Source organism: Microcoleus sp. B7-D4, assembly GCF_036705125.1.
Lineage (GTDB): Bacteria > Cyanobacteriota > Cyanobacteriia > Cyanobacteriales > Microcoleaceae > Microcoleus.
Genome location: NZ_JAUBTT010000087.1, coordinates 13,337 through 36,570, shown reverse-complemented (window position 1 = coordinate 36,570; position 23,234 = coordinate 13,337). Strand labels below are relative to the sequence as shown.

The 23,234-nt window shown below is 45.5% G+C and carries 17 protein-coding genes and 1 pseudogene; 9 read left to right on the top strand and 9 right to left on the bottom strand.

The genetic code is table 11. The features are described from left to right. Positions 1-273: transposase (locus QUB12_RS28395; RefSeq protein WP_333309418.1), on the bottom strand; the 273-nt coding region annotated here is incomplete at its 3' end. Between the two features lie 130 nt (positions 274-403). After that, positions 404-865, bottom strand: a complete 462-nt coding sequence (locus tag QUB12_RS28390) for a helix-turn-helix domain-containing protein (RefSeq protein ID WP_333309416.1) — start codon at positions 863-865, stop codon at positions 404-406. A 1,294-nt stretch (positions 866-2,159) separates the two neighbouring features. Here QUB12_RS28390 and QUB12_RS28385 point away from each other — a divergent pair. The 6 genes from QUB12_RS28385 (at position 2,160) to QUB12_RS28360 (ending at position 10,910) form a co-directional block, all read left to right on the top strand. Then, on the top strand, positions 2,160-3,389 hold the full coding sequence (locus QUB12_RS28385) for a glycosyltransferase (protein ID WP_333309414.1): 1,230 nt from the start codon (positions 2,160-2,162) through the stop codon (positions 3,387-3,389). A 389-nt stretch (positions 3,390-3,778) separates the two neighbouring features. Then, positions 3,779-5,197 carry a glycosyltransferase gene (locus QUB12_RS28380; RefSeq protein WP_333309412.1) on the top strand — a complete coding sequence of 473 codons (1,419 nt, stop codon included), beginning with the start codon at positions 3,779-3,781 and terminating at the stop codon, positions 5,195-5,197. A 30-nt stretch (positions 5,198-5,227) separates the two neighbouring features. Next, positions 5,228-5,488 carry a hypothetical protein gene (locus QUB12_RS28375; protein WP_333309410.1) on the top strand — a complete coding sequence of 87 codons (261 nt, stop codon included), beginning with the start codon at positions 5,228-5,230 and terminating at the stop codon, positions 5,486-5,488. Further along, on the top strand, positions 5,485-6,276 hold the full coding sequence (locus tag QUB12_RS28370) for an ABC transporter permease (protein ID WP_333107369.1): 792 nt from the start codon (positions 5,485-5,487) through the stop codon (positions 6,274-6,276). Before QUB12_RS28375 ends, QUB12_RS28370 begins: the two co-directional genes overlap by 4 nt. After that, positions 6,277-8,349 carry an ATP-binding cassette domain-containing protein gene (locus QUB12_RS28365; RefSeq protein WP_333309408.1) on the top strand — a complete coding sequence of 691 codons (2,073 nt, stop codon included), beginning with the start codon at positions 6,277-6,279 and terminating at the stop codon, positions 8,347-8,349. 134 nt (positions 8,350-8,483) lie between these two features. Then, complete coding sequence (locus tag QUB12_RS28360) at positions 8,484-10,910, top strand: sulfotransferase (RefSeq protein ID WP_333309406.1); 2,427 nt, start codon at positions 8,484-8,486, stop codon at positions 10,908-10,910. Between the two features lie 56 nt (positions 10,911-10,966). Here the strand turns inward: QUB12_RS28360 and QUB12_RS28355 are convergent, their stop codons facing one another. From QUB12_RS28355 to QUB12_RS28330, 6 genes are all read right to left on the bottom strand, one after another. After that, entirely contained in the window at positions 10,967-12,187 is a 1,221-nt protein-coding gene (locus QUB12_RS28355; RefSeq protein WP_333309404.1) for an NAD(P)/FAD-dependent oxidoreductase, read from the bottom strand. A 7-nt stretch (positions 12,188-12,194) separates the two neighbouring features. Beyond that, positions 12,195-12,563: an aspartyl protease gene (locus QUB12_RS28350; protein WP_333144340.1), complete on the bottom strand. Its 369-nt coding sequence runs from the start codon at positions 12,561-12,563 to the stop codon at positions 12,195-12,197. Further along, positions 12,560-12,877, bottom strand: coding sequence for a hypothetical protein (locus QUB12_RS28345; protein ID WP_333144339.1), 318 nt, complete (start codon positions 12,875-12,877; stop codon positions 12,560-12,562). Before QUB12_RS28345 ends, QUB12_RS28350 begins: the two co-directional genes overlap by 4 nt. Before the next feature lie 151 nt (positions 12,878-13,028). Further along, on the bottom strand, positions 13,029-13,727 hold the full coding sequence (locus QUB12_RS28340; RefSeq protein ID WP_333144338.1) for a hypothetical protein: 699 nt from the start codon (positions 13,725-13,727) through the stop codon (positions 13,029-13,031). A gap of 191 nt (positions 13,728-13,918) precedes the next feature. Continuing rightward, a complete protein-coding gene (dxs, locus tag QUB12_RS28335; RefSeq protein ID WP_333144337.1) occupies positions 13,919-15,826 on the bottom strand; it encodes a 1-deoxy-D-xylulose-5-phosphate synthase in 1,908 nt (635 codons plus the stop codon). Between the two features lie 860 nt (positions 15,827-16,686). Beyond that, a complete protein-coding gene (locus QUB12_RS28330) occupies positions 16,687-18,816 on the bottom strand; it encodes a protein phosphatase 2C domain-containing protein (RefSeq protein ID WP_333144336.1) in 2,130 nt (709 codons plus the stop codon). 334 nt (positions 18,817-19,150) lie between these two features. On the opposite strand from QUB12_RS28330, the gene QUB12_RS28325 reads away from it, so the two are divergent. The 3 genes and pseudogenes from QUB12_RS28325 to QUB12_RS28315 form a co-directional block, all read left to right on the top strand. Beyond that, complete coding sequence (locus QUB12_RS28325) at positions 19,151-19,582, top strand: NfeD family protein (protein WP_333144335.1); 432 nt, start codon at positions 19,151-19,153, stop codon at positions 19,580-19,582. Positions 19,583-19,719: 137 nt separating this feature from the next. Then, entirely contained in the window at positions 19,720-20,688 is a 969-nt protein-coding gene (locus tag QUB12_RS28320; RefSeq protein WP_333144334.1) for an SPFH domain-containing protein, read from the top strand. Positions 20,689-20,885: 197 nt separating this feature from the next. After that, positions 20,886-21,131 (top strand): annotated as a pseudogene (locus QUB12_RS28315) (IS1/IS1595 family N-terminal zinc-binding domain-containing protein); the annotation flags it as partial. A gap of 263 nt (positions 21,132-21,394) precedes the next feature. Here the strand turns inward: QUB12_RS28315 and cimA are convergent. After that, on the bottom strand, positions 21,395-23,179 hold the full coding sequence (cimA, locus tag QUB12_RS28310) for a citramalate synthase (protein WP_445252071.1): 1,785 nt from the start codon (positions 23,177-23,179) through the stop codon (positions 21,395-21,397). Positions 23,180-23,234: the final 55 nt, after the last annotated feature.

Here is a 23,234-nt window from a genome sequence, read left to right as displayed (position 1 = left end):
ATTAGCTAACTTCGCTTGAAGCCTTGCTAATTTCTGAGCCGATTTCCTCAAAAATCTAGGATTCTCAACTCTTTCGCGGTTGGAAAGATAGACGTAATTAGTGACTCCCAAATCAATGCCAACAGTATTTTCGACCGTCGGCTGAATTTCTGCAACCGTTACGGGAACCGTTTTATCTTCTAGCGTCAGGGAAATATACCACCCATCCGCTTCTCTGATAACTGTACCCGTCTTAACTTTGAACTTTGTTGGTATTGGACGGTGGAAAACCATAGGCACGCTTACCTATTTTGGCGAGACTAATACAAATCCTATCTTGCTCGTCCTTGACAATATCTAAGTTATCTAGTTGAGGATAAGTGAAGGATTTGTAGTAGTGAAGCGCTTTGAATCTGGGCTTCCTCTACGATTGCCGTTTTTTATCGGGCGTGGTGAAATTTGAAAAGGAAGTTTCAACTCTGTTGACGACATCTTGCAAAACCTGAGAATCCAACGCTTTGTAGTCAGGAAATAGTTTTTTAGTGTTTTTCAGGTCAGCTAATTGTATCGTCTGCCACTGTACATATCCGCCTTCAATGTTTGAGAAAACATCACCTTTCCTGGTTAGAGGATTGCCTGACTCATCCTTTTTTCTGCCATCCCTAGTTTGCACTCTAGTCAAGGGAATATTTCGATAAATCTCCTCAACAGGGACTATCGAAACAATCAATGGGCAGGCGTTGATAGGTGTTATCGTGGTTTCCCACCACCTAAATCTTTCGCCGATTCGGTAGTTGTACTGCCGACGGCAGAGTTCTAAATGAGCCACAATAGTTGATAGTTGGGGCTTGGTTGGTTTGAGGCGGTATTTGTAAGTGAGTTGCATTTTTATCTTCTTTTTTCGACCTACCTTAATCTACCATTTCTTTTGTTTTAATATCTAGGAAGTACATCAAAGTTAAAGGTACTCGCAATGTCTAATTGTCGCTTTGGGTACCTACACCCGACGAGCCTTTCATCACGCGGGCGTAATTCCCAACGGGGTACTTCGCGCAGCGCTGTGATTAATCCCCTCTAAATATACGCCCGGGACTTCCCGGGTGGTAGTTAAATGGCTTTTTGACCCCGCCCAAAAACGGATACAAGTTTCCGACAGTAATCGCCAGCAGCCCAAAGTTTTAGACTCTTGTTCAAGCTCCAGATTCATCTGTGAAGTAAATCGAAAATCGAAAATCGACTGGCTGCCCGATAATAGGTTTTTTTACTCCGCTCATTGACTAGGGGACAAAACGATGCGTTCTTTGGTTTTACCCCAAACATAGCTATATCAATCCCCGGACAATATAGCAATCCTTGCAGGAGTCGTAAATTTTTTACCCCACCCCAGCCCTCCCCGAACCCGCGGGGAGGGAGTAAGAAATTCACAAATGATGCGAGGATTGCTATAGATGATATTCATTTTATAAAAATACCACTAGTTTGCCAGAAGTAATCTCAGCTCGATCAGTCTCCAACCAGCCTGTAATCTCCGGTTTTTTTCTCATTGCTGGGCCTTATTTAGGGTGGAGTTTTGGAGTTCTTTTCAGCTAATCCGTGCGCGGTTAAACCGCGAAAGTTTGAACTTGGAGAGTGTTTAATTGTTTGGTATAAGCTGTGTTGCATCTAGATTGCCTATGGTATTAGAGAGGGAGAAGGTCCGATGGGGATCGGGGGAGAGGATTTGGCGATTTTTGATCTGGACTCGAAATATACAATTTAAATGCACAACAGCTTATTGCCCTTGAATAGTATCCGATCGCAATTAAAGCTGAAATGAGGAGCGATCGCACAAACCCGGTTTGATCAAAAAATCGGGTTTTTAGATTCGGTATTAATGGCGAGGCTTGGTGGCGGTTGGCTGCCAATAACACCTGCAATTGACACAAGCATCAAGGAGGGAGCGTTGCCGGTGGTAAAAGTTGTGTGGAGAAAAAACTTGACATCAGCGTATAATTGAAAGTAAAAATAAATAAAAGCAATAAAAACAATGAGGCTTTATGTTTGATTTGCAATCGGCGATCGGCAAGTAGGGGATTGAGAAGTTCCTATTTCCTAAAACAATTTCTGCTAAAATACATCCGGTAATATACGGAGAATCTAGGATTTTTTCGCAATCTAAAATAAAAATTCAAAAAGCTAAAATGGCAACAGCTATTCTCGATCTGGAAATCTCCCAACTCTCGCCAGAAATTACGGTTGAGGAGCGTTACAGCAAAGCCTTGGTTTTAATTCGACTGCACGGAAAACCGATCGGCCAAGCTCTTTTGCCCGTAGTCGGAGGCCGCCTTGGCGGTGACGAATTACGGGAAACAGTGATGAATGCTGCGGGGGACAACTTGTGGAAAAACTGGCTCTACGACACTCTAGAATGGGACGAACGCGGGCCTGTGCAGGCAATGCCGATCGCCACAGTAGCGGTTTGCACGCGCGATCGCCCGGAAGATTTGCGGCGCTGTCTGGACGCGCTGATGCAGCTCCCAGATGAGGGTCAGGAATACTTAGTAATTGACAATTGTCCCGCCACGGACGCTACCAAGGAACTAATCAAAAATTACCCACAAGTCCGCTATGTGCGCGAAGACGTACCAGGCTCCAGCGCTGCCCGTAACAGAGCTTTACGCGAAGCTAAACATGAATTCGTAGCCTTTACAGATGATGATGCGGCCCCCGATCCGAACTGGCTGCGATCGCTCTTGGGAAATTTTAGCGATCCGCGAGTTATGTGCGTCACGGGGCTGGTGATGCCCTTGGAACTGGAAACCGAAGCGCAAGAATGGTTCGAGCGCTACAGCCCCCACGGGCGGGGATTTGAGCGCCTAGTGTTTGATGGGGCGCAGTGCAATCCTCTGATTGTGCATCTTGTGGGAGTTTCGGCGAGTATGGCTTTGCGGAAAAGTTCGATCGACTACATTGGCCTGTTTGACGAAGTTCTGGGGGCGGGAACGCCCACGGTGGGTGGCGAAGACTGTGAACTCTTTGCCCGCATTTTGCGCGCGGGCTACCGCATCGTCTACGAGCCGAGAGCATTGAGCTGGCACCGCCATCGGCGCACTTGGGAAGAATTGCGAAAAACGCTCCAGGGCTACGGCATCGCAGTCTATGCTTTCTGGACCCGGCTGTTTGTAATCAACAGAGAATTCAGTGTGCCTGTGTTAGCCTTGTCATGGCTGTTGTACAAACAAATTCCTGAACTAATTGCTTCTTTGCGAAAGCAAGCGGATTCTATCCCTAGTGATTTGCTTTTGGCTCAACTGCGGGGCTGTGTCAGCGGCCCGGGGGCTTATTTTGTGTCTCGCAAGTGGTTGCAAGAAATTAAGGGGAGCAGTCAAGAACCTCAGCCTAAAGGCATGAGGCTTGAAAGAGAAATCTAACAAGCCATCTTGACCAGCCTAAGTCTTAACTGACTACGTTTTTTGAGTCACGACACCGGGAGAATGCGAAGCTAGTTCCCTGCTCTGTCGCTAGTGGTTAAACAGTTCTAAGGTCACGCTTTACAGTGCTGCTAGCCCGCGCAAGCTCACTAAACATTGGCAAAGCTAACTTTACCCCAGAAATGGGAGATTGAGGACCCCCATATCCTCACGGGGGGGCAACCATACCCCCCTACCCCGCAAGGGAATTCAAATTAAATGTAAAGCCGTCCTGTAAGGACGGGGTTTCAGACCCGAGGAATTTTGATGAATAGGGATTTTTAGATTATTTTTAACCGCAGATGAAATGCAGATGAAATGCAGATGAAGTTAATTGTTGTCATGTAAATATGGAAAATCTAACAGTTAGCATAATTATTCCTAGCCACAACCGAAGTTCTTCGCTGCGACGGGCTTTGGATGCTTTGCACTTGCAGACTTATCCGATCGACCTAATGGAAGTTATTGTAGTCGCAGATAGCTGCATTGACGATACTTTAACAATGCTACAAGACTACAAAGCTCCGTTTAAAGTGCAGGCGATCGAGGTAAATTGCCGGAGTGCTGCCATCGCCCGCAATACGGGATCGGCTTCGGCTACCGGGAAATTGCTGCTGTTTCTCGACGACGATATCGAAGCGCTGCCGCCTTTGGTGGAAAGCCACGCGCGGGTTCACTCTTTGCGTCCGGGCTCGGCTGTCATGGGGCCCTATCCGCCTAAGTTGCAGGGAGCGACTACGTTGTTTCATGTGCAAGTGCGATCGTGGTGGGCAGACAAGTTTTATCAGATGAGCCAGCCGGCTCACCGATTTATTTATAAAGATTTGCTCAGTGGCAACCTTTCTCTGGATGCAGAACTGTTTGCTCGTCTCGATGGCTTTGATTCGGCTTTCGGGAACTGCGGCGGGGAAGATTACGAGTTTGGGGTGCGTTTGCTGAAAGCTGATGTACCTTTTGTTGTGGCTGCGGGCGCAGTGGGCTATCATTACGAACACGAAACTAACAATCTCGATCGCTATTTTCGCCGATCCCGTCAGGAAGGGCGATCTGATGTTTTGATCGGCCACCGACACCCGGAACTTAGACGGACACTGCAGGTAGCAGGCTACGAAAGTGCTTACTCGGTGGTAGATAAAATTCTGGTGGCGATCACGTTTTTCTGGCCGGCTGCTGTGGATTGCCTGGCCCTGGGACTGAGGAAATCTCTTGATTTACTCGAAAGCTTGGGGATGCGGGGAACTTGGCGGTGGTTGTGGAAAAAATTGCGCGGTTATTGGTATTTGAGGGGTGTCATCGATGAGTTGAAAAGTCGATCGGCAATTTCTAGTTTTATCCAAGGAGGCCCGGCCAGCGGCGATTTGGGCGGACATGAAATTAACATCGATTTGCAGCAAGGTTGGGAAGCTGCTGAAAGCCTGCTCGACGCGGAACGACCGACTGGGGTTTACCTGTATTACGGTCAACTGACAGTCGGTCACATTGTTCCGCAAGCGGGTGCGGAACCGCTGCGGGGCGCTCACTTACGATCGATTCTGGCGCTTGACTTTGCCGAACCCCTGGCTGGGGCGATCGCGGTTAACAGTATGCCCCGCACTGGTGAAACGATGGAAGAACAGCCTTTAGTTGCTTTGAAAAATTACGAATTAGCAATTAATAAATATGTCGGGGACTTTAAACTCCAAACTCCAACCTCAAAAGTTGGAAAATTAGAAAATTGGGAAATTGCAACTCAAAACTCCCAACTCAAAACTCAGAAGTTTTCTCTCTAGTTCCCGCTGCACTATTTTGAGGAGCAACTTATGGCAATAAAAGTGATAAAAATTGAGTTGACCGAACAGATTAATCCGGTTTGGAAACTAGAAAAATACAAAGGAGTTCGCATTGGGAATCTGGCTTTGGGCCGCCAAGTTTTCCAGGCTGTGGGCAATTTTGACGTTGTGAGAGACTTGCTGGGCTCTCTGCAAAGTCCTTTTGCTTACCGGGAAGGGTACTTGCAAGCCCAGCGTTTGGCTGCTCTTTTTGGGGTTGAACCGCTGGTAGCTGCCGGAGGTGTGCGGTGAGAAATGCTGGAACGCTCCTCGATGGGCGCAAAATGGCTCAGTGGTTCGATTTGCTGCGGGTGTTGGTCGATCGCGAGATGAAATTACTTTACAAGCGATCGACCTTGGGGATTGCTTGGACTTTAATCAGTCCGCTGTTACAGTTGGCTGTATTTTCCTTTTTGTTTCGCTCTGTCGTACCCCTTAATATTCCCAAATTTTCTTCCTTTGCTTTTAGCGGCTTGTTAATCTGGAATTGGTCTCAAACGGTATTATTTAAATCAACGGCATTAATTACCAATCATAAGCCACTAATCAGGCAGCCAAATTTCCCGTCGGCAATTTTGCCGGTAGTCACGACGACGACGGGGCTCATTCACTTTTTCTTAGCATTGCCGGTGTTACTTATCTTTCTGGCAATTGATGGCGCTCCTCTGAATGCAGTGCTCTTGTTGTTGCCGCTGCTGATGATTATTCAGTTTTTCCTGACAGTTAGTTTTGCTTATCCCCTTGCCGCTTTGAATGTCACTTTCCGCGACACTCAGCACACTTTGGGAGTAGTTTTGCAGATGCTGTTTTACCTGACTCCGATTTTCTACGACATCAGCAGCGTCCCCGAAAAATTTAAGATTTTTTATTACTTAAATCCAATGGTGCCCCTGATTGAAGCTTACCGCGCCATACTTCTTAAAGGTATGCAGCCGGATTGGTCTGCTCTGTTAATTTTGAGCTTGGCTGTGGCGGCTCTTTTACCCATCGGACTGGGAATTTTTAGACGGCAAAGCGCTCATTTTGTGGAGGAAGTGTAAATGCGTGAAGCAATTATTGTCAAAGGTTTGGGGAAGCGTTTTAACCGCTACTCTACCGCGAAACCTCATACGATTATGGAAGCCGCTTTGTCCGGTTGGTGGAAGCTGAAGCCGGAGGCGAGTTTTTGGGCGCTGCGGAATATAAATTTTACTGTTTCTCCTGGCGAAATGCTGGGAATTCTTGGCAAGAATGGCGCGGGAAAATCAACGCTGCTGCAACTTATCGGCGGTATTTGCAGGGCTGAGGAAGGATCTATTAAAGTTAACGGCAGAATTGGCGGCTTGTTGGATTTGGGTGCGAGTTTTCACTCGGATCTAACGGGCAGAGAAAACGTGTTTGTGGGTGCGGTGGTGGCCGGTTTGACTCGCCGGGAAGTGGCGCGCAGGTTTGACGATATTGTGGAATTTGCAGAGTTAAAACAGTTTATTGACAGCCCGACGCGGACTTACAGTACGGGGATGAAAATGCGGCTGGCTTTTTCGGTGGCGGTGCATACCGATCCCGAAGTGCTGTTAGTTGATGAACATTTGTCGGTTGGTGATGTGGCTTTTCAAACTAAATGTTTGAATAAGATAACTGAGTTTAAGAATCAAGGATGTGCGATTGTTTTGATTTCTCACACTGCGTCGCAAATTCAGAAAATGTGCGATCGGGCTTTGTGGCTGAAATCCGGTGAAATCGTCGCTTACGGGGAACCGGAAGTGGTAGTCGGGCAGTATTTGTCAGAAATGCGATCGTCCACAGAAAATAGCACTACCCTGCGTGCTGATGAAGCTACAAGTAGCGGTTCGCCACTGCGAGGTAATCAGAATCGCTTCGGTACTATGGAAGTAGAAATTACCGATGTCAAAGTGTCGCCAAATACGGAAATAGATAGCGGTGATGCTATTAGCATTGAAATTCATTATTCGGTGTCTCAGGAAATTTCGGCTGCTATTTTTGCCGTGACAATCAGCAGGGATGATGGTCAAAGTTGTTTTGAGACTAATACTAATCAAATGGGCAGACTGCTGCCGCTGGTGAAAGGGAAAGGCAAAATCCGGCTGCAAATAGATAGGCTGGATTTAGGAAACGGTCAGTATTACGTGAATGCTGGGGTTTACGAGGAAACTTTGGCTTACGCCTACGATTATCAGTGGCAGGTTTATCCGCTGTACGTGCGATCGACTGTAAACCAAAAAACGATTCTTTGTCCGCCGTACCGCTGGGAATTTGAGGGCAAAATGCCACTTTTGGATGTGGCCGAACCAGCCACTGCAACTTACGATTTGGATAAGAATAATCCCGCCTACGCCAAGATTTTGACTCAGTTGGAAAACAAGCAAAAACCTGACTTTTTAATGATAGGTGCTCAAAACTGCGGCACGGAATCTTTATACGGCTATCTCGCAAATCACTTGCAAATTATCAAAGAAGGTTCCCGGGATATTCACTTTTTTGAATTAAATTTTGAGCGTGGTGTTGAGTGGTACAGCAAGCAGTTGACGCGGAGTGTAGCGAGTGACAAAGTGCTGCTGTGGGAGATGACTTCTTACTATATTTATCATCCTTTGGTGGCGGAGCGAGTTTACAAGTGTTTCCCGGATGTTAAGCTGATTGTAATGCTGCGAAACCCGGTAAAACGAGCGTGGATGCACTATCATTTAGAAGTGGCGAGTGGCTGCGAAAAGTTGGATTTTGAAAAGGCGATCGCTTCTGAACCTGATAGACTCAAAGGTGAGATTGAAAAAATCAAAGCAGATGAAAATTATTACAGTTTTAATCACCAGCATTATTCCTATTTGTCGCGGGGAATTTATGTAGAACAAATCAAAAATTGGCTCGACTATTTTCCGAGAGAACGGTTGCTAATTATCAAGAGCGAAGATTTTTACGCAAATACAGGCAAAGTCTTTTCGGAAGTATTGAAATTTCTGGATATTAATGAGACTCCAAGTAAAGAATATGAAATTAATCATGTCGATGAATACAGCCCAATGCCCCCGGAAATCGCACAAAAATTGACTAATTATTTCCAACCTTACAATCAGGAACTTTCGGATTTGTTGCATGAGGAGTTTAGTTGGAGTTAGGAAAAAAATTTTTCAATGCAGAGTTCCCCGATAGGAACATGAATCATACCTCTTTCTTCTCTTCCTCTGTGCCCTCTGCGCTCTCTGCGGTTCGTAAAAAAATCTAATTCACAAACCATTTATCAGCTATAAAAATGAAACGGATATTTTTAGTAGGCTCTCCGAGAAGCGGCACAACCATGCTTCAAAGTTTATTAGCCGCTCATCCTGAAGTTATTTCTTTTCCTGAATCTAAGTTTTTTCACTATTTACTGTACAAGAAGTTTGCGGGAAATTTTCCTGGTAGGATGGAAGCTTTTTTTAAGGATGAGATTAATCGGCCTGAACTTTTGCAAGATTTTGATAATAGTCAAACTGTGGCAACTAAAGTTAGTTGGTTTGTCGGAGTTTTGGATGGTTTGGCGGCGGAACAAAACAAAAGTATTTGGTTGGAAAAAACGCCGGAGCACATATATTTTATTGAGGATATACAGCGCTTTTTGCCGGATGCTAAATTTATACATATTTTGCGAAACAGTATGGATACAATAGCTTCTCTGCATGAGGCTACTAGGAATTCTCATGATTTGTGGGGGCCTGGTTGGGATTTAAACCACTGTATCCATCGCTGGAAGGAGGCGATGTTAATTAGTCACAAATATGCTAAAAAATCTAATCATATATTAGTCAAGTATGAGGAAATTCTAGATAATAAAGTCAAAAAGTTAGAAGAAATTTGTCATTTTATGGGGATTGAATATGATGAGAGAATGCTGGATTTTTATCAAGAAAAAGCTGCTCATCTCAGTTTAAATCTGCCTTGGCATCAAGGGATTGATAGAGAGGTTAAAAGTAATAAGGTTCACAAATATCATAAAATTTTTAATAGCCTGGAAATTCGATATATTTTAGATAAGATTAAGCGAGTCAAGAGTGAAATTGCCTGGAAGTTGACGGTGGAAGTGAGCGAACCAATTTCCGATATTTGCGATCTTCCGCAAATATACGATCGCCTGTGCTGTACGATCAAACTAGAAGGAATTAAACTCGGTATTATTGAATTGCCGATTTGCGATGGCATGGTTGCGGCTTTGGTGTTGGCGGATGCGGTTGCAGCCCAGTTTGCTTGGCCAATTCTCGATCGCTTCTTTCAACGCAATCGCTGTGAAAAAGGCAATAAATTGTGGGAAACTGTGCTGAAACCATTGCACCCTAAACATGACTGGACGCTATTTTTGCAAGAATTATGGGGGCGTCCGAATTGGTATTTGGAGGATTTCTACAAACCAGAAAGCGGAGAGGGAGTCCCAACAATTACGCTCGAAAAAGATTTGATTGTCTTAGAAATTAGCGAGGAATTTGCTAATATAAAAGTTGAGATTTCTGAAATAAACGTGCTGGTGAAAATAGGCGGCGTTGCTGTCGGGATTGTCACTGTTGCGGTGGAAAATAATTTTGTTTCGGCTCAAAAATTGCGATCGACAATTAATCGAAATATTGGTTTTGAGTTGTGCGTCGCCGCCGTGCGAGAAGCTTTGCTGGGAAAACCACTCAACGGCAAGCAATGGCTACGATCGCGCTTAGCCTCTTGTGCTCAACAAAGGTCTAATTTGCCCGACGGGTTGAATGCAGCGGGTGCTGGGGGCATTTACCCCCAAAATGCGGTGATCTTCGGCAGGCGATCGGGTGCGATCGGGACGAGTGTCAGCCGTCGCGCCTCACTCCCGGCGGCGGCGCTGCCGGAAATCGAGTCAGCGGCGGCAATCGCTGGGGAACCGACAATGCACATTCCCCAAGAAAACGAGTTTCCAAAGCAAGTATTTTACGCACCGGAAATCATGGGTTCAAAATCTTCTTATCGGGAAGTTTCTCACTCAGTGAAATCTCAAGTTTTGGACAATCATAGCGTTACAAAAAAACTCCCGATTCTCTCCTACCGCCGCATTTCTCCTGACGGTTTAGACGCAGTTACTCCCCAGATTTTTGAACAACAGTTACACAATCTCAAAAATCTGGGTTATTACAGTGCGAGTTGGGAAAATTGGCGAAGCGCGAAACTGGCTAAAACTCCTTTACCCGGTAAAGCTATATTGATGACTTTTGACGGCGGCTATCTCGACTTTTTCCAATATGCTTGGCCTCTGCTAAAACGCTTCGATTTTACAGCAACTGTTTTTCTCGTAGCGGAGTCAATAGGAAAGACAAATAGTTGGGAAAAAGCCGAATTTGAAGAAGTGCAGTTAATGGGATGGCCGGAAATTCGGCAACTGCGGGATGCCGGAATTGAATTCGGTTCTATGTCTGCTACTCATCCACCTTTGACTGCATTGTCGCCGACAGAAATTGTGCGGGAGGCAGCCAAATCCCGTGCTATCTTGGAACGGGGATTAGAGAAATCTGTTAAATGTTTTGCCTATCCTTACGGGGATGTCGATCCAATTGTAGCGCATTTAATTGGAGCGAGTGGATATACTTTTGGTGTATCATATAAATTAAATTTTAGCAGTTTTGACGATTCTTTATTGTCGCTGCCCCGCATTAAAGTTACAGGAGAAAATTTTTTATGGCAATTAGGTTTGTAGGGTGCGTCAGCCAGCGAGATTTTTCCCTCAACTAACAATCTCTCAACTGACGCACCTTACAAGTGAAATCGCTTAATCAATCCCTTGATTTTTCTCTGCAAATAACCGCCTAATCCTCGGGAAATTTTCTCAAATTTATAATAAAATAAAATCTCCATCACCTCTTCTGTTTTCATATACTTTAAATAAGAAATCATTTTATCGGTTAGTTCATCATTAACATCATCGATATACTTTCTCACCGCCAACCTTTCCGAAATATTCCATTTCCGATCAAACTTGCGGTGCATTTCCGTCTCATAATCCCGAAAATCTGATATTTTCCCATCCAAATACCTTTGAATATATTTCCCCGCGATTTGGGCACCATCCATCCCGTGTCTAATCCCTTCGCCGCCCAACAAATTTATTGTCGAGACAGTATCACCGATCGCAATTATATTATCCTTGCAATAAATATCCTTCAAACCAGGATTGTACTTCAGCGTCGAACCGTGTTTGTCAATAATTTTATAATTTTTTGACTTCAGATATTCATCAATCAGTAAATCAATATATTTTTTCAGCGGTGACAAATGCCTCACCGTTTTGGGATCTAAAAAAATGCGACCCGCACCAACTTTCAGCCTGTTTGGTTCCATCGGGAATATCCAGGAATAACCATCGGGCATCCATTTTTTGCCCAAAAAGAAGATTAAATCACCGCTGTATTTATTATAAACTTCTGGCTCTACTTCAATTAAATATTCAATTCCGGTTCCCGACAAAAAATCTGGCTTATCATTCTCTTTTTCGTACATAATCGCCCTAGCAAAGCCAGTAGCATCAACCAATACTTTAGTGCTAACGTTGATAATTTTACCGTCGGATAACTGTTTAAATTCGACTGTGGTTTCGCCCCTACTTTGTGAATGTCCGGTGTAGCGATAACCAAGCCAAACTTCACCACCAAATCGCTCAACTTCGCTGGCCAAAAATGCTCTAAATTTAGCAAAGTTGAGAACAACTCCCAAGCTTTCGGGAGACTCCCAAGTTTGACTGACTTTGCTAGTTTCAATAGTAAGTTTATGCCAAAAACTGCCGATAACGGACTCTGGTAAATCGAATTTAGAGAGGGTTTCTAGAGGCGTGGCGGCGCTAGAGAAGTCATTTTTATTAAAATTGTCGTTTTGCTCTGCCAGCAAGACTTTGTGGCCGGATTGGGCTAGGATTCTCGCGCAGTGACCGCCTGCTGGGCCTGCTCCTACTATTACTATGTCAAAAGTTTTTAAATTCATTTTGCTTTTAACTCGCTTCCAATGTCAAAACACCCGCAGACATATCAACTACTAACCGCCGAGTTTTCAGCCACTGGCGGCCGATTAAAATTTCAGGTACTCCGTCACCCACATGAACGGGAATGTCAAACTCTTGCTCATCTATGCGTACTTTTCCTGCATAAAGATCGAAATCAAATTCTCCCTTTGCTGTCCGCATTTCTTGTCGCCTAATATAAATCCAATCAAGTCCCTCGAAATCTTGTTCGTCCATTGCTAACCAGCCCGAAAAACCTGTATCTAGCAGAGCATCAACAGGTAATTCTAAGCCGTTATTAGCAATCAATTCAACTTCAAAAAATAGCTCGCCCTCATCACCAAATCTTCCTTCAATCATATTGAGCCGCACGCCCCTGTATTGTTGATGCGGAAAAGGTAGGGGATAGCATTTGGGTGTTTCTGGCGGCACATTTTGGTAGCCGCCATATCATCCTTGTCGATAAAATATTCCCCGCTATCAGGTTCAACCGCCATGTACCAGTTGTAGTGACTGTCAATTAATTCTGGTTTAAGGCGATCGAAAATTACTTTGCAACGCTTGCGAAATGCCGATCTTTCAGCTCGCCACTGGGCTTTTTTTTCTTCTGACCACTGAATTTCTGGGAACAGTCTTCCCCGCCGCACGGTACGATTTGGTTTCACGTTAGTCATTGTTTTTTCTCCCTTATATTCCCATATTTCTGCAATCTGATTGTACCATAAACTTCTATTTCATTGTTGGTTTTCCTTTGTGTGAGATGATACTATGTTGTCGATCGTCAAAAACTATAAGAAATGACTGAAAGCATTGATTCATAGTTGGCTAAATTTTTCCTTGAAGCCGATTGGCTTCAAACAACAGTCGCTTGACTTCTTCCTCAGTTAAACTATCTCTGTTCAACCGATTCACATAGTCAGCTACATAGGCAGCGGTTACATAACTGCTGAATAAAATTACTTTCTTGTGAGCACCCCCCGAAATGGGTTCATCAGAATTTTTACCGACTGTAAAAACACAATTTTCTTCGGGATTACCGTAAGTATTTTTGGGAGCTTCTTGTGATTCGTACCAAAAAACTTTGTACTTTTTGGAAACAGGGGGCTTTACAACCAAAACGTTAATATTGGAAGGCAAATCATCATCCAAGATCGTTTTGCCTTGCGACAGCCAATCCATAAGCGCTTTTTTATCGCCCGACACTTCATAAACAGCATCGTCATCAGAATAATCACCGTAAGTCCCAATCAAACTGCTAATGAAATTGCTAGTAATTTGATCGTTGCTTTGCAGATGAAAATATTTAAGCTTAGATAAAATATCTTGGCAATAAACAAAGATTTTCCAGGCGTCAATGATGCTTGCGTGAGCTGATATAAGTCTGCGTTCTACGCTTCTTTTGCGTCCAAATCCAAGGTAGACAGCATGAGCATCGCTGGAAGTAGAAGCAGCGATAAAACATCCAATATTAAGGCTGTTACCGTAATTTGAATCGAATCTTTTTCGGCGGTTAGCTTCTCCCACAAAATCCTCCTATTCGCTCTATGGCTATCAACTAATGACCTTAACTATATAGTAGGACTAATGAGTTCTTCAGTCCTATCCAAGAAGACTTTAGCTTTGAGGCAGGGGTTTAAACCCCTGCCGTACTGAGGGAAATAGGGTGTTTGTTGACACCCGTGGTGGGGCAGTACCCACCCTACGATTCTAGCTATTTACACGCTAACAGGAGACTGTTTGCGGCTGAATGTTGCTAAGATGCGATCGCACATTTGCGACGGAGTTAATCCCAAACTGGCAAATGATTGTTCAGGCGTTGCATGATCTACTAATGTATCGGTTACACCCAACCGCATCAGTGGCACGAGGACATTATTGTCGAGCAAAGATTCGGCTACTGCTGAACCGAATCCGCCCATCAAACAGCCTTCTTCCATTGTGACAACTTTGCCGATTCGCTGTGCTAAAGGCAAGATTAATTCTGTGTCCAAAGGCTTGACAAAACGCGCATTGATGACGGTTGCTTCAATGCCGTGTTCGCTCAGAATCTCGGCGGTTTGCATTGCCGGATAAACCATTGAACCGTAACCCAAGATCAGCAAATCGTCGCCGTTGCGGAGAATTTCGGCTTTGCCGATCGGCAATTCTTCCCAACCTTCCTCCATCAAAGGCACACCGTAACCATTGCCGCGCGGGTAACGCATGGTGATCGGGCCGCTTGTGTGGTTGATTCCCGTGACTACCATCCGCTGCAATTCTGCCTCATCTTTTGGTGCCATAACTACCATATTTGGCAGGCACCGCAAGAAGGCAATGTCGTACATCCCTTGGTGAGTGGGGCCGTCAGCACCGACAATGCCTGCGCGATCCAAACAGAAGAAAACTGGCAAATTTTGGATGCAAACATCGTGAATTATTTGGTCATAGCCTCGCTGCACAAATGTCGAGTAAATTGCCACAACCGGGCGCATTCCTTCGCAGGCTAAACCAGCGGATAAAGTCACGGCGTGCTGTTCGGCAATCCCGACATCAATGTACTGTTTAGGCAGTTTTTCATGAAGTTTATCCAGGCCTGTTCCGGTTGCCATAGCAGCGGTAATGCCGACAATTTTTGGATTATCTTCTGCTAGCTTGACGAGGGCGTGGGCAAAGACTTTCGAGTAAGCTGGAGGCTTTGGTTTAGTGGAGGGAATGCCTTTGCCCGTGGCTAAGTTAAAGGGATTTTGGGCGTGATATCCTACTTGGTCTTTTTCGGCGATCGCATATCCTTTGCCTTTCACCGTCACCACATGAACCAACACCGGCCCTTGGATAGTATGAGCTTGTTTGAAAGTGGCAATTAACTCTTCCAAATTGTGTCCGTCTACCGGGCCCATGTAAGTAAAGCCTAATTCTTCAATTACGGCTCCAACTTTCGAGACGGCCAAGCGTTTCATCCCTTCCTTGAGGCGTTCCATTTCTGGAGTAAAAGTTTCGCCCACAAAGGGAATGTGTTTGAATTGTTCCTCTAAGTTATCTTTGAGAAACTGCACCGGTGCCGACAATCGCATCTTGTTCAAATAGCGGGTAATTGCGCCGACGTTGGGCGAGATTGACATCTCGTTGTCGTTGAGCACAACTAACAAATTGGTTTTCGGCATATGGCCCGCGTGGTTGATGGCTTCGAGTGCCATGCCGCCCGTCAATGCGCCGTCGCCGATGACTGCTACAGTTTTAAAGTTTTCCCCTTTGAGGTCGCGCGCCATCGCCATTCCTAACGCTGCGGAAATGCTTGTGGAAGCGTGGCCTGCGCCGAAGTGGTCAAATTTGCTCTCGCAGCGCTTGAGATAGCCTGCAACGCCGTCTTTTTGGCGTAGGGTGTGGAATTGGTTGTAGCGGCCGGTGATTAATTTGTGAGGATAAGCTTGGTGGCCGACATCCCAGGTAACTTTGTCGCGATCGAGGTCGAGTGTTTGGTAGAGTGCTAAGGTCAGTTCGACTACACCCAATCCTGGGCCGAGGTGGCCGCCGCTAGCGGCTACAGTTTCTAAATGCTTTTCTCGAATTTGTCGGGCAATTTGTTCGAGTTGATGAATCGAGAGGCCGTGTAATTGGTTTGGGTGAGTCAGTTCGCTGAGATGCATATTTTAAAATCTTGCTCCTGTGAATCAGGACGAATCCTTAACAGATATAGGTTGTGCCTGCGAGGTTGGGTACGCGCAAACGTTAGAATAGTTTAACGGTTATTTGAGAAAAACTGTTAGGCGTAAGATTTTTGTTAGTTTTGGCCTGGTAATTATAGTTAATAAATTGTGCGCCGTCAATCGATTTTCGATTTTCGATTTGAGATTTTCGAGGCGACCCCACGGATAAATGCGGGGGCTTGAGGATTTTCGATTTTCGATTTTGGATTGATTGCACGGATAAATCACGTGGCGGGTACCACCTTTGAAATTCGTGGTCAATATAAAAAAGCTTATGTTGTTAGTTCCTAATCGCTAGTTGTTAGCTGCATGGAGATTTTTAAGCATTTTTAACTGCTTTTTGTAGCGATGGCTGACTTTTTAGCCATCTTGTTTCTGCAAGCGGACTATGATACAAAATCATTAACTGTGATGGAGCATCTCATATTTGTAAAAACACTTCTTCTGGCTCCTTCCTTCTGCCTCTTTCCTCAAAACTCCAATTTCTAGCTTGGCTGCTTTCATTGAGATGCTCCCCTGTGAAGTGTGATTTATATACAGCGTATTCCAGGTTTATGAAGTACACCCCAGAAACCAGGTTTCTTTACAGTTCTCGCATCCTTACTCATTCTGTTCAAAAAACCCGGTTTCTCGCGATCTACATCTAAATGGAATATGCTGTAAATCAATGACCTCTACCAGAAATCATTCCATTTACACTGGGAAAGTTTTCCCGAATTGGGATAGTAGAGAGCTGCGACGCTCGAAGCATTGTTTTGTCAGCTCAAAAGTCGATTCGGGCGACGGCGAGAGACTCTCCCTTACTCCGCTGATGGCAAAGGAGTTTCCGCTTCTTCGGGCGGCGGAATTTCCGCAGGAGTCGATTCGGGCGCCGGCGAGGGACTCTCGCTATCGGGCGGCGGAATTTCCGCAGGAGTCGATTCGGGCGACGGCGAGGGACTCTCGCTATCGGGCGAGGGAGTCTCCGAAGGACTTGGGGCGGGAGTTTCCGGCGGTGGGGGAACTTGTGCGGGCTCTGGCTGGGGGCTTTGGAGGCTTTGCACCCACAAACCTAAACCGCCGCCGGCTAATATCAGCCCCAACACCCCCAGTAGGGGCAGCGGCAGCTTGGAGCGCTGTTTTTGAAAGGGTTCCGGGGCGGGGGAAGTTTCGGGGTACAACAACTGTTTGGACGATTCTGAAAGCTGAGATTCTGGAATCCTCCCGGACTTCTGGAGGGACGCAGCGACGAGGGAAGGCGGCAGCGACACCGAGGGTGACACTGGCGCTGAGGCCACCGCCGGATCAAACAGTACCAATCTCTCCGGCGACATCCGACAGTGAGTCGCCACCACGGAGGTGTTGTCATAACCGTTTTTCTCGTTGGCGAGACGAATCCAAGACTGAACTGCTGCTTCCAAAGACATTTTGCCCTCAAGCACCTCTGGGGCATAATTCTCCCAAGATTTCTCTACCCAGTCGTTGTCGCTCAAACCGTCGGAACACAGCAGCAGTACGCCTTCCTCTTCGACAATAAATCGCTGAATCGTCGGGCGCAGGAAATCGGCATCCCGCGTTCCCAAAGCTTGAGTCAGGGCTCCTGCATCCGATCGCACTTGAGTCTCCCAGTATAAACAATGTCCTAGCTGGACTTCCCTTGAGGCTACGTCGTCGTCCACAGTCAGCCGGTGACAGTAATTTTTGCCAATCCAATAAGCGCGGCTGTCTCCAACATTGACTAAATAAAGTTCATGACTGTTATTCGAGGGCAAATCCTCGGAAATTTTCACTTTTTGAGGCAACTGGAGGGCCATCACCAAAGTCGTCCCCATCCGCTGCCGCAACTCTTTTCCCTGCTCATTATTTTGAGCGGAAATCACATTATTCACAACTCTGACTATTTCTTCGAGTTGCTTAATTACCATTGTTGGCGTCATCAACTCTTCTTGTTGAGTGATTTCGGCGAGCAAATTTTGGATTAAAGCTTTCATGGACTGGACGGCTAATTGACTGGCAACTTCTCCTCCTTCGTGGCCTCCAACCCCGTCACAAACCATTGTCAAATAAGGAATTAGTTTCTCGCCCCCTGAAGTTTTGCTAAATTGAAAATCAGCAGCAATCGGATAGCAACTGTCTTCATTTTGGGAGCGCTGCGGCCCGGTATCTGTCATGCCGACTACTTCTAAGTGCAGAGGCAATTTAGCGGCTTGTTCTAATAGTAAATCGTTTAGTTCCAGGGCGATCGCGTCGAAATTCATGCTGCTGCGGCGCATAAACTGACAAATTTCTCCGAGTTTCGACTGCACCTCGGGTTGCGCGGATTCCACCAAACCTGACCACACATCTCCCAAATCCCGCAGAGTCGGTACAAAATTTCCCCGGTGCAGTTCCAGCAGGCGTACCCGCCAACCTTCCACCCGCAAATTTTCCGGTACCAGCAAACTCGAAGCGACTCCCTGTTCCGACAGCGGCGTCCACAGTTGGAGCATTTGCCACAGCCAGTATACTTGGCGCGCGCCGGTTGTCCCAGACCAAGCTTGTAAAATAGAAGGATACAGGCTGCCGAAATTATTAATTGGCACATTTTCCAACAACAGCACCTCTGCCGCTTCCGGTGCTTCCCCCAAGGCACAAAAACCGTATACTTCCGGCGTATGCAGCCGTTGGGGATACAAATGCAGGTAAGGCATAATCGTATCCGGCAGTTGTTCCGGGACGCTGGGAGGCAAAGCTGGACGGCTGTCGAGCCAGATTTGGGGTGCAATGACAAAGTATCGATCGGCTATTACCTTACCCGCCGGCACTTCCTCGGCTGCTTGCCCCACCGCCCACACATAGCGATAAATTAAATCCGTTTCGCACGCTGCACAGTGCTGGCGGCCAAAGGTATTGCGGGGATCTGGACAGCTAAGATTCGGGCAATAAATGGGTTCGGAGAAACTGCTGATCATATCGAAATAGTTTGTGTAAAAACATTCTGAAGATATTTGATTCGCCAGCCCAAATTCATGAGCTTGAGAATAAACTGATTTTAGGCCCTATCAATTTCTTAACTGCCTTTGGGCCCCTAGAAATTGTAGTTTCTGCCAGTCTGCACCGGCTAAAATTGTAATCTAAGTTACTAAACTCTGACTTGGAGTACGATGGAAGCCTCAACCTGGTACCACGGCGCGAAAAATCGCTCTGAGGGGCTGCAAGTCGCAAACCCTTGCATAGTCAGTTGTTGGCAATTCTTAAATCTTAAATTTCCAATCTAAGATCTAAATAGTATCACCTATTCTTTTTATGATCTTGACTCCTACGCTCCTTTGGCTGATAGCTGGGTCTTTGCTCTGTTTGGCAGAGATCTTTCTCCCCACTGCTTTTGTCGCTTTTATGATGGGACTGAGCGCCTTCGCCGTAGCTGGATGCTCTCTAGTTCTACCTTACGTTAATTTACAAATATTCCTCTGGATGGTATTTTCGACAGTTTTTGTGCTGCTGTCTCGGCGGTTGATACCAAAAGGCACGGCAAGGGCGATCGCAGATTCTCAGGAAGCAAAAACTTTAACAGAAATTCCCCCCGGAGAAGCCGGCCGAGTCATTTATGAGGGGAATTCTTGGCAAGCTCGCTGCGAAGACACGAAGGCCACTATCCCCCCCAACCAAAACGTAATTGTCGTCGGGCGTAAAGGCACTACTCTGATAGTTTTGCCAGAAAATCTCTTGCATTCTTAAACAAAATGTGGAATTGGGAATTGGAAATTGGTAGTTGGGCATTGGGCATTGGGCATTGGGCATTGGGCATTGGCAATAACCAATAACCAATAACCAATAACCAACAGTTAACAATCAACAATTATTAGGAGTCAGTTGTGGAACAAATTTTTTTACTTGTATTTTTAGCACTCGGCGGCTCAGCCCTCGCAGGTTCCGTCAAGATTATCAATCAGGGAAATGAAGCGCTGGTGGAAACTTTAGGTAAATACAGCGGCAAGAAACTGGAACCCGGTTTAAATTTTGTCACGCCGTTTCTCGATCGCGTCGTGTACGAGCAAACCATTCGGGAAAAAGTCTTAGATATTCCTCCGCAAGCTTGTATTACCCGCGACAACGTTTCCTTCACCGTTGATGCTGTGGTTTACTGGCGCATTGTAGACTTGGAAAAAGCTTGTTACAAAGTAGAAAATCTCCAGTCAGCAATGGTAAATATGGTGCTGACTCAAATTCGCGCCGAAATGGGTCAACTGGATCTAGAACAAACCTTTACTGCTCGTTCTCAAATTAATGAAATATTGCTCAGAGATTTAGATATTGTTACTGATCCTTGGGGAGTGAAAGTAACGCGGGTAGAATTGCGGGATATTATCCCTTCTAAAACTGTACAGGAATCGATGGAATTGCAGATGGCAGCCGATCGACGGAAGCGAGCGGCAATTCTGACATCCGAGGGCGAACGCGAGTCAGCAGTTAACAGCGCCAAAGGTAAAGCAGAAGCGCAAGTTCTGGATGCAGAAGCGCGCCAAAAAGCGACTATTTTGGAAGCGGAAGCTCAACAAAAGGCGATCGTCCTGAAAGCTCAAGCAGAACGCCAAAGTCAGGTTTTGAAAGCTCAAGCTACTTCGGAGGCCTTGCAAATTATCGGCAAAACTCTGCAAAATGACCCCAATGCTCGCGAAGCTTTACAATTTTTGCTAGCTCAAAACTATCTGGATATGGGTCTAAAAATTGGCACCAGCGACAGCAGCAAGGTCATGTTTATGGACCCGCGCAGCATTCCCGCTACGCTCGAAGGAATGCGATCGATCGTTGGGGAAGGTAATAATAATGAGGTGAAAAAGTAGTCTTAGTTAGAATGAGCAATTGAAAGAGACTGCTAAGTCTGTATGAGGGATGAAACTCCTCATACAGACTTAGCATGAATAGCAAAAATGATTCTGTCATCACGCACCACATTATTAAATAATGGGCGTTGCTGAATTAAGATATAATTGATTATGAGAGCAATTCACAAAAAACAATTTAACCCAAGTTATATTCTATGAAATGTCCTAAATGTAAGTCAACTCATATCAATAAAAATGGGCGTAAAAAAGGTAAGCAGAACTACCTGTGTGTTACCTGTGGTAGACAATTTATAGACTGCTATGAACAGCACAGAGGTTATGCTCAAGAAGTGAAAGACGAATGCCTAAAAATGTATGTTAATGGCATGGGTTTTAGGGAGATTGAAAGAGTCAAAGGTGTACATCATACGACAATTATGAATTGGGTTAAACAACTAGGATAACTCACAACCCATAAAATCCTTATTAAGATGCAAAATTTCAGGTTTCACCCTTTTTAAATTGGCTAACCCTCTCTGGAAATCGCCTGGTATCTATTTAGGAATGAGAATTAAATAACTTCCACAAGTTTGTGGGACGGGCGTCCCGCCCATCCTTTTTGGACGGGCGGGACGCCCATCCCACAATAACAATTAAAATTGTAAGTTATTTAATTCGCGATCCTTAAACATCGATATTCAGGCAACTTCTCTTCGCCGTCAACCTAATAACTCGACACAGTTAAAACGATCGCCTCCCTATCTCCCAACACCAAACCATACTCCAAACCCTCAACCACCGCTTGATAAGAAGCATCCAAAATATTCCCAGAAACCCCCACAGTCGTCCAGCGGTCTTGACCGTTGCTAAACTCAACCAACACGCGAGTTTTAGCAGAAGTTCCCGCACCGGAGTCGAGAATCCGCACCTTATAATCGGTTAAGTTAAAATCAGTAATTGCCGGATAAAAATTCCGCAAAGCCTTCCGCAAAGCCGCATCAAGTGCCGAAACAGGCCCATTTCCTTCCGCGCATTCCAGAATATCTTGACCGTTAACAGTCACTTTCACGGTTGCTAAAGAATTAACTGTTTCCTCCCTACCTTTATCGCAGTGAACTTGAAAACCTTTGATTTCAAATAAACGCTTGCGCTTTCCCAAAGCCTCCCGCATTAACAATTCAAAAGAAGCCTCAGCCCCCTCAAATTGATATCCCTGACTTTCCAAATCTTTCAATTTTTCCAAAATTTGGCGGCAAGCAGGATTTTTGCGATCGAGATCCATTCCAAAAGTGCGGGCCTTCGCCAAAACATTGCTTAAACCCGCTTGATCGGAAATCACAATTCGCCGCCTATTGCCAATTTTTTCCGGTTCTAAATGTTCGTAAGTTAACGGATTTTTCTCAACAGCCGATACGTGGATTCCGCCTTTGTGAGCAAAAGCAGAAAGACCGACAAAAGGAGCACGGTCATCGGGAGCAAGATTGACAATTTCACTAATCGATCGACTTACTTGAGTTAATCTAACTAATTGCTCGTCTTCAATGCAATTCTGACCCAACTTTAGCTGAAAATTAGGAATCAAGGAACATAAATCGGCATTGCCGCAGCGTTCGCCATAACCGTTAATAGTTCCCTGTACCATCCTCACTCCTTCCCGCACAGCAGCCAAAGCATTAGCAACCGCCACTCCTGAGTCGTTGTGAGTGTGAATTCCCAGTTGAACTTGAGACTTTATCCCCCCCTTAATAAGGGGTTGAATTTGAGAATTTCTCCCCCCCTTAATAAGGGGTTGAATTTGAGAATTTCTCCCCCCCTTAATAAGGGGGGGTTGGGGGGGGTGAATTTCCGCTTCCGAATTATCCCAACTTTCTATTATTTCTGCCACCTCGCGAACAACCTGACTGACTTCGTGAGGCAAAGTACCGCCGTTAGTATCGCAAAGAACCAGCCATTCTGCACCGGCATCGGCAGCTACTTCTAAAGTTTTAATAGCATAATCTCGATTGTGTTTGTAGCCGTCAAACCAGTGTTCGGCATCGTAAATAACGCGCCTTCCCTGACTCCGCAAATATTCAATTGTATCTCGAATCATCGCCAGATTTTCTTCGAGCGAGGTCTTCAAACTTTCAATAACGTGCAAATCCCACGACTTGCCAAACAGCGTCACCCAACGAGTACCGGCGGACAAAATAGCCTGCAACATTTCATCATTAGCTGCCGTAGTTCCCGGCCGCCTAGTCGAACAAAAAGCTACAACTTCTGCTTGAGTTAGGGGCTGTTCTTTGAGACGCCAAAAAAATTGTACGTCTTTAGGATTCGCCCCCGGCCAGCCGCCTTCAATAAAGGGAATTCCTAAACTGTCTAACTGTCGAGCAATTCGCAGTTTGTCTTCGAGAGATAAGGAGAGTCCCTCGCACTGAGCACCGTCTCGCAGCGTGGTATCGTAGATCCAGAGCCGATTTGTCATGGGAAATTGCGATCGAGAAATTGCTAATATATCACTTACCATATTAGATGAATTTATTTGAATTTAATGCGATAATATATAGGAAAATTAACATAAA

What these genes read in the sequence shown, in the direction of transcription:
- QUB12_RS28390 (WP_333309416.1), bottom strand. Translation starts at nt 865, where the DNA reads ATGCAACTCACTTACAAATACCGCCTCAAACCAACCAAGCCCCAACTA.
- QUB12_RS28385 (WP_333309414.1), top strand. Translation starts at nt 2,160, where the DNA reads ATGGCAACAGCTATTCTCGATCTGGAAATCTCCCAACTCTCGCCAGAA.
- QUB12_RS28380 (WP_333309412.1), top strand. Translation starts at nt 3,779, where the DNA reads ATGGAAAATCTAACAGTTAGCATAATTATTCCTAGCCACAACCGAAGT.
- QUB12_RS28375 (WP_333309410.1), top strand. Translation starts at nt 5,228, where the DNA reads ATGGCAATAAAAGTGATAAAAATTGAGTTGACCGAACAGATTAATCCG.
- QUB12_RS28365 (WP_333309408.1), top strand. Translation starts at nt 6,277, where the DNA reads ATGCGTGAAGCAATTATTGTCAAAGGTTTGGGGAAGCGTTTTAACCGC.
- QUB12_RS28360 (WP_333309406.1), top strand. Translation starts at nt 8,484, where the DNA reads ATGAAACGGATATTTTTAGTAGGCTCTCCGAGAAGCGGCACAACCATG.
- QUB12_RS28355 (WP_333309404.1), bottom strand. Translation starts at nt 12,187, where the DNA reads ATGAATTTAAAAACTTTTGACATAGTAATAGTAGGAGCAGGCCCAGCA.
- QUB12_RS28350 (WP_333144340.1), bottom strand. Translation starts at nt 12,563, where the DNA reads ATGATTGAAGGAAGATTTGGTGATGAGGGCGAGCTATTTTTTGAAGTT.
- QUB12_RS28345 (WP_333144339.1), bottom strand. Translation starts at nt 12,877, where the DNA reads ATGACTAACGTGAAACCAAATCGTACCGTGCGGCGGGGAAGACTGTTC.
- dxs (WP_333144337.1), bottom strand. Translation starts at nt 15,826, where the DNA reads ATGCATCTCAGCGAACTGACTCACCCAAACCAATTACACGGCCTCTCG.
- QUB12_RS28330 (WP_333144336.1), bottom strand. Translation starts at nt 18,816, where the DNA reads ATGATCAGCAGTTTCTCCGAACCCATTTATTGCCCGAATCTTAGCTGT.
- QUB12_RS28325 (WP_333144335.1), top strand. Translation starts at nt 19,151, where the DNA reads ATGATCTTGACTCCTACGCTCCTTTGGCTGATAGCTGGGTCTTTGCTC.
- cimA (WP_445252071.1), bottom strand. Translation starts at nt 23,179, where the DNA reads ATGGTAAGTGATATATTAGCAATTTCTCGATCGCAATTTCCCATGACA.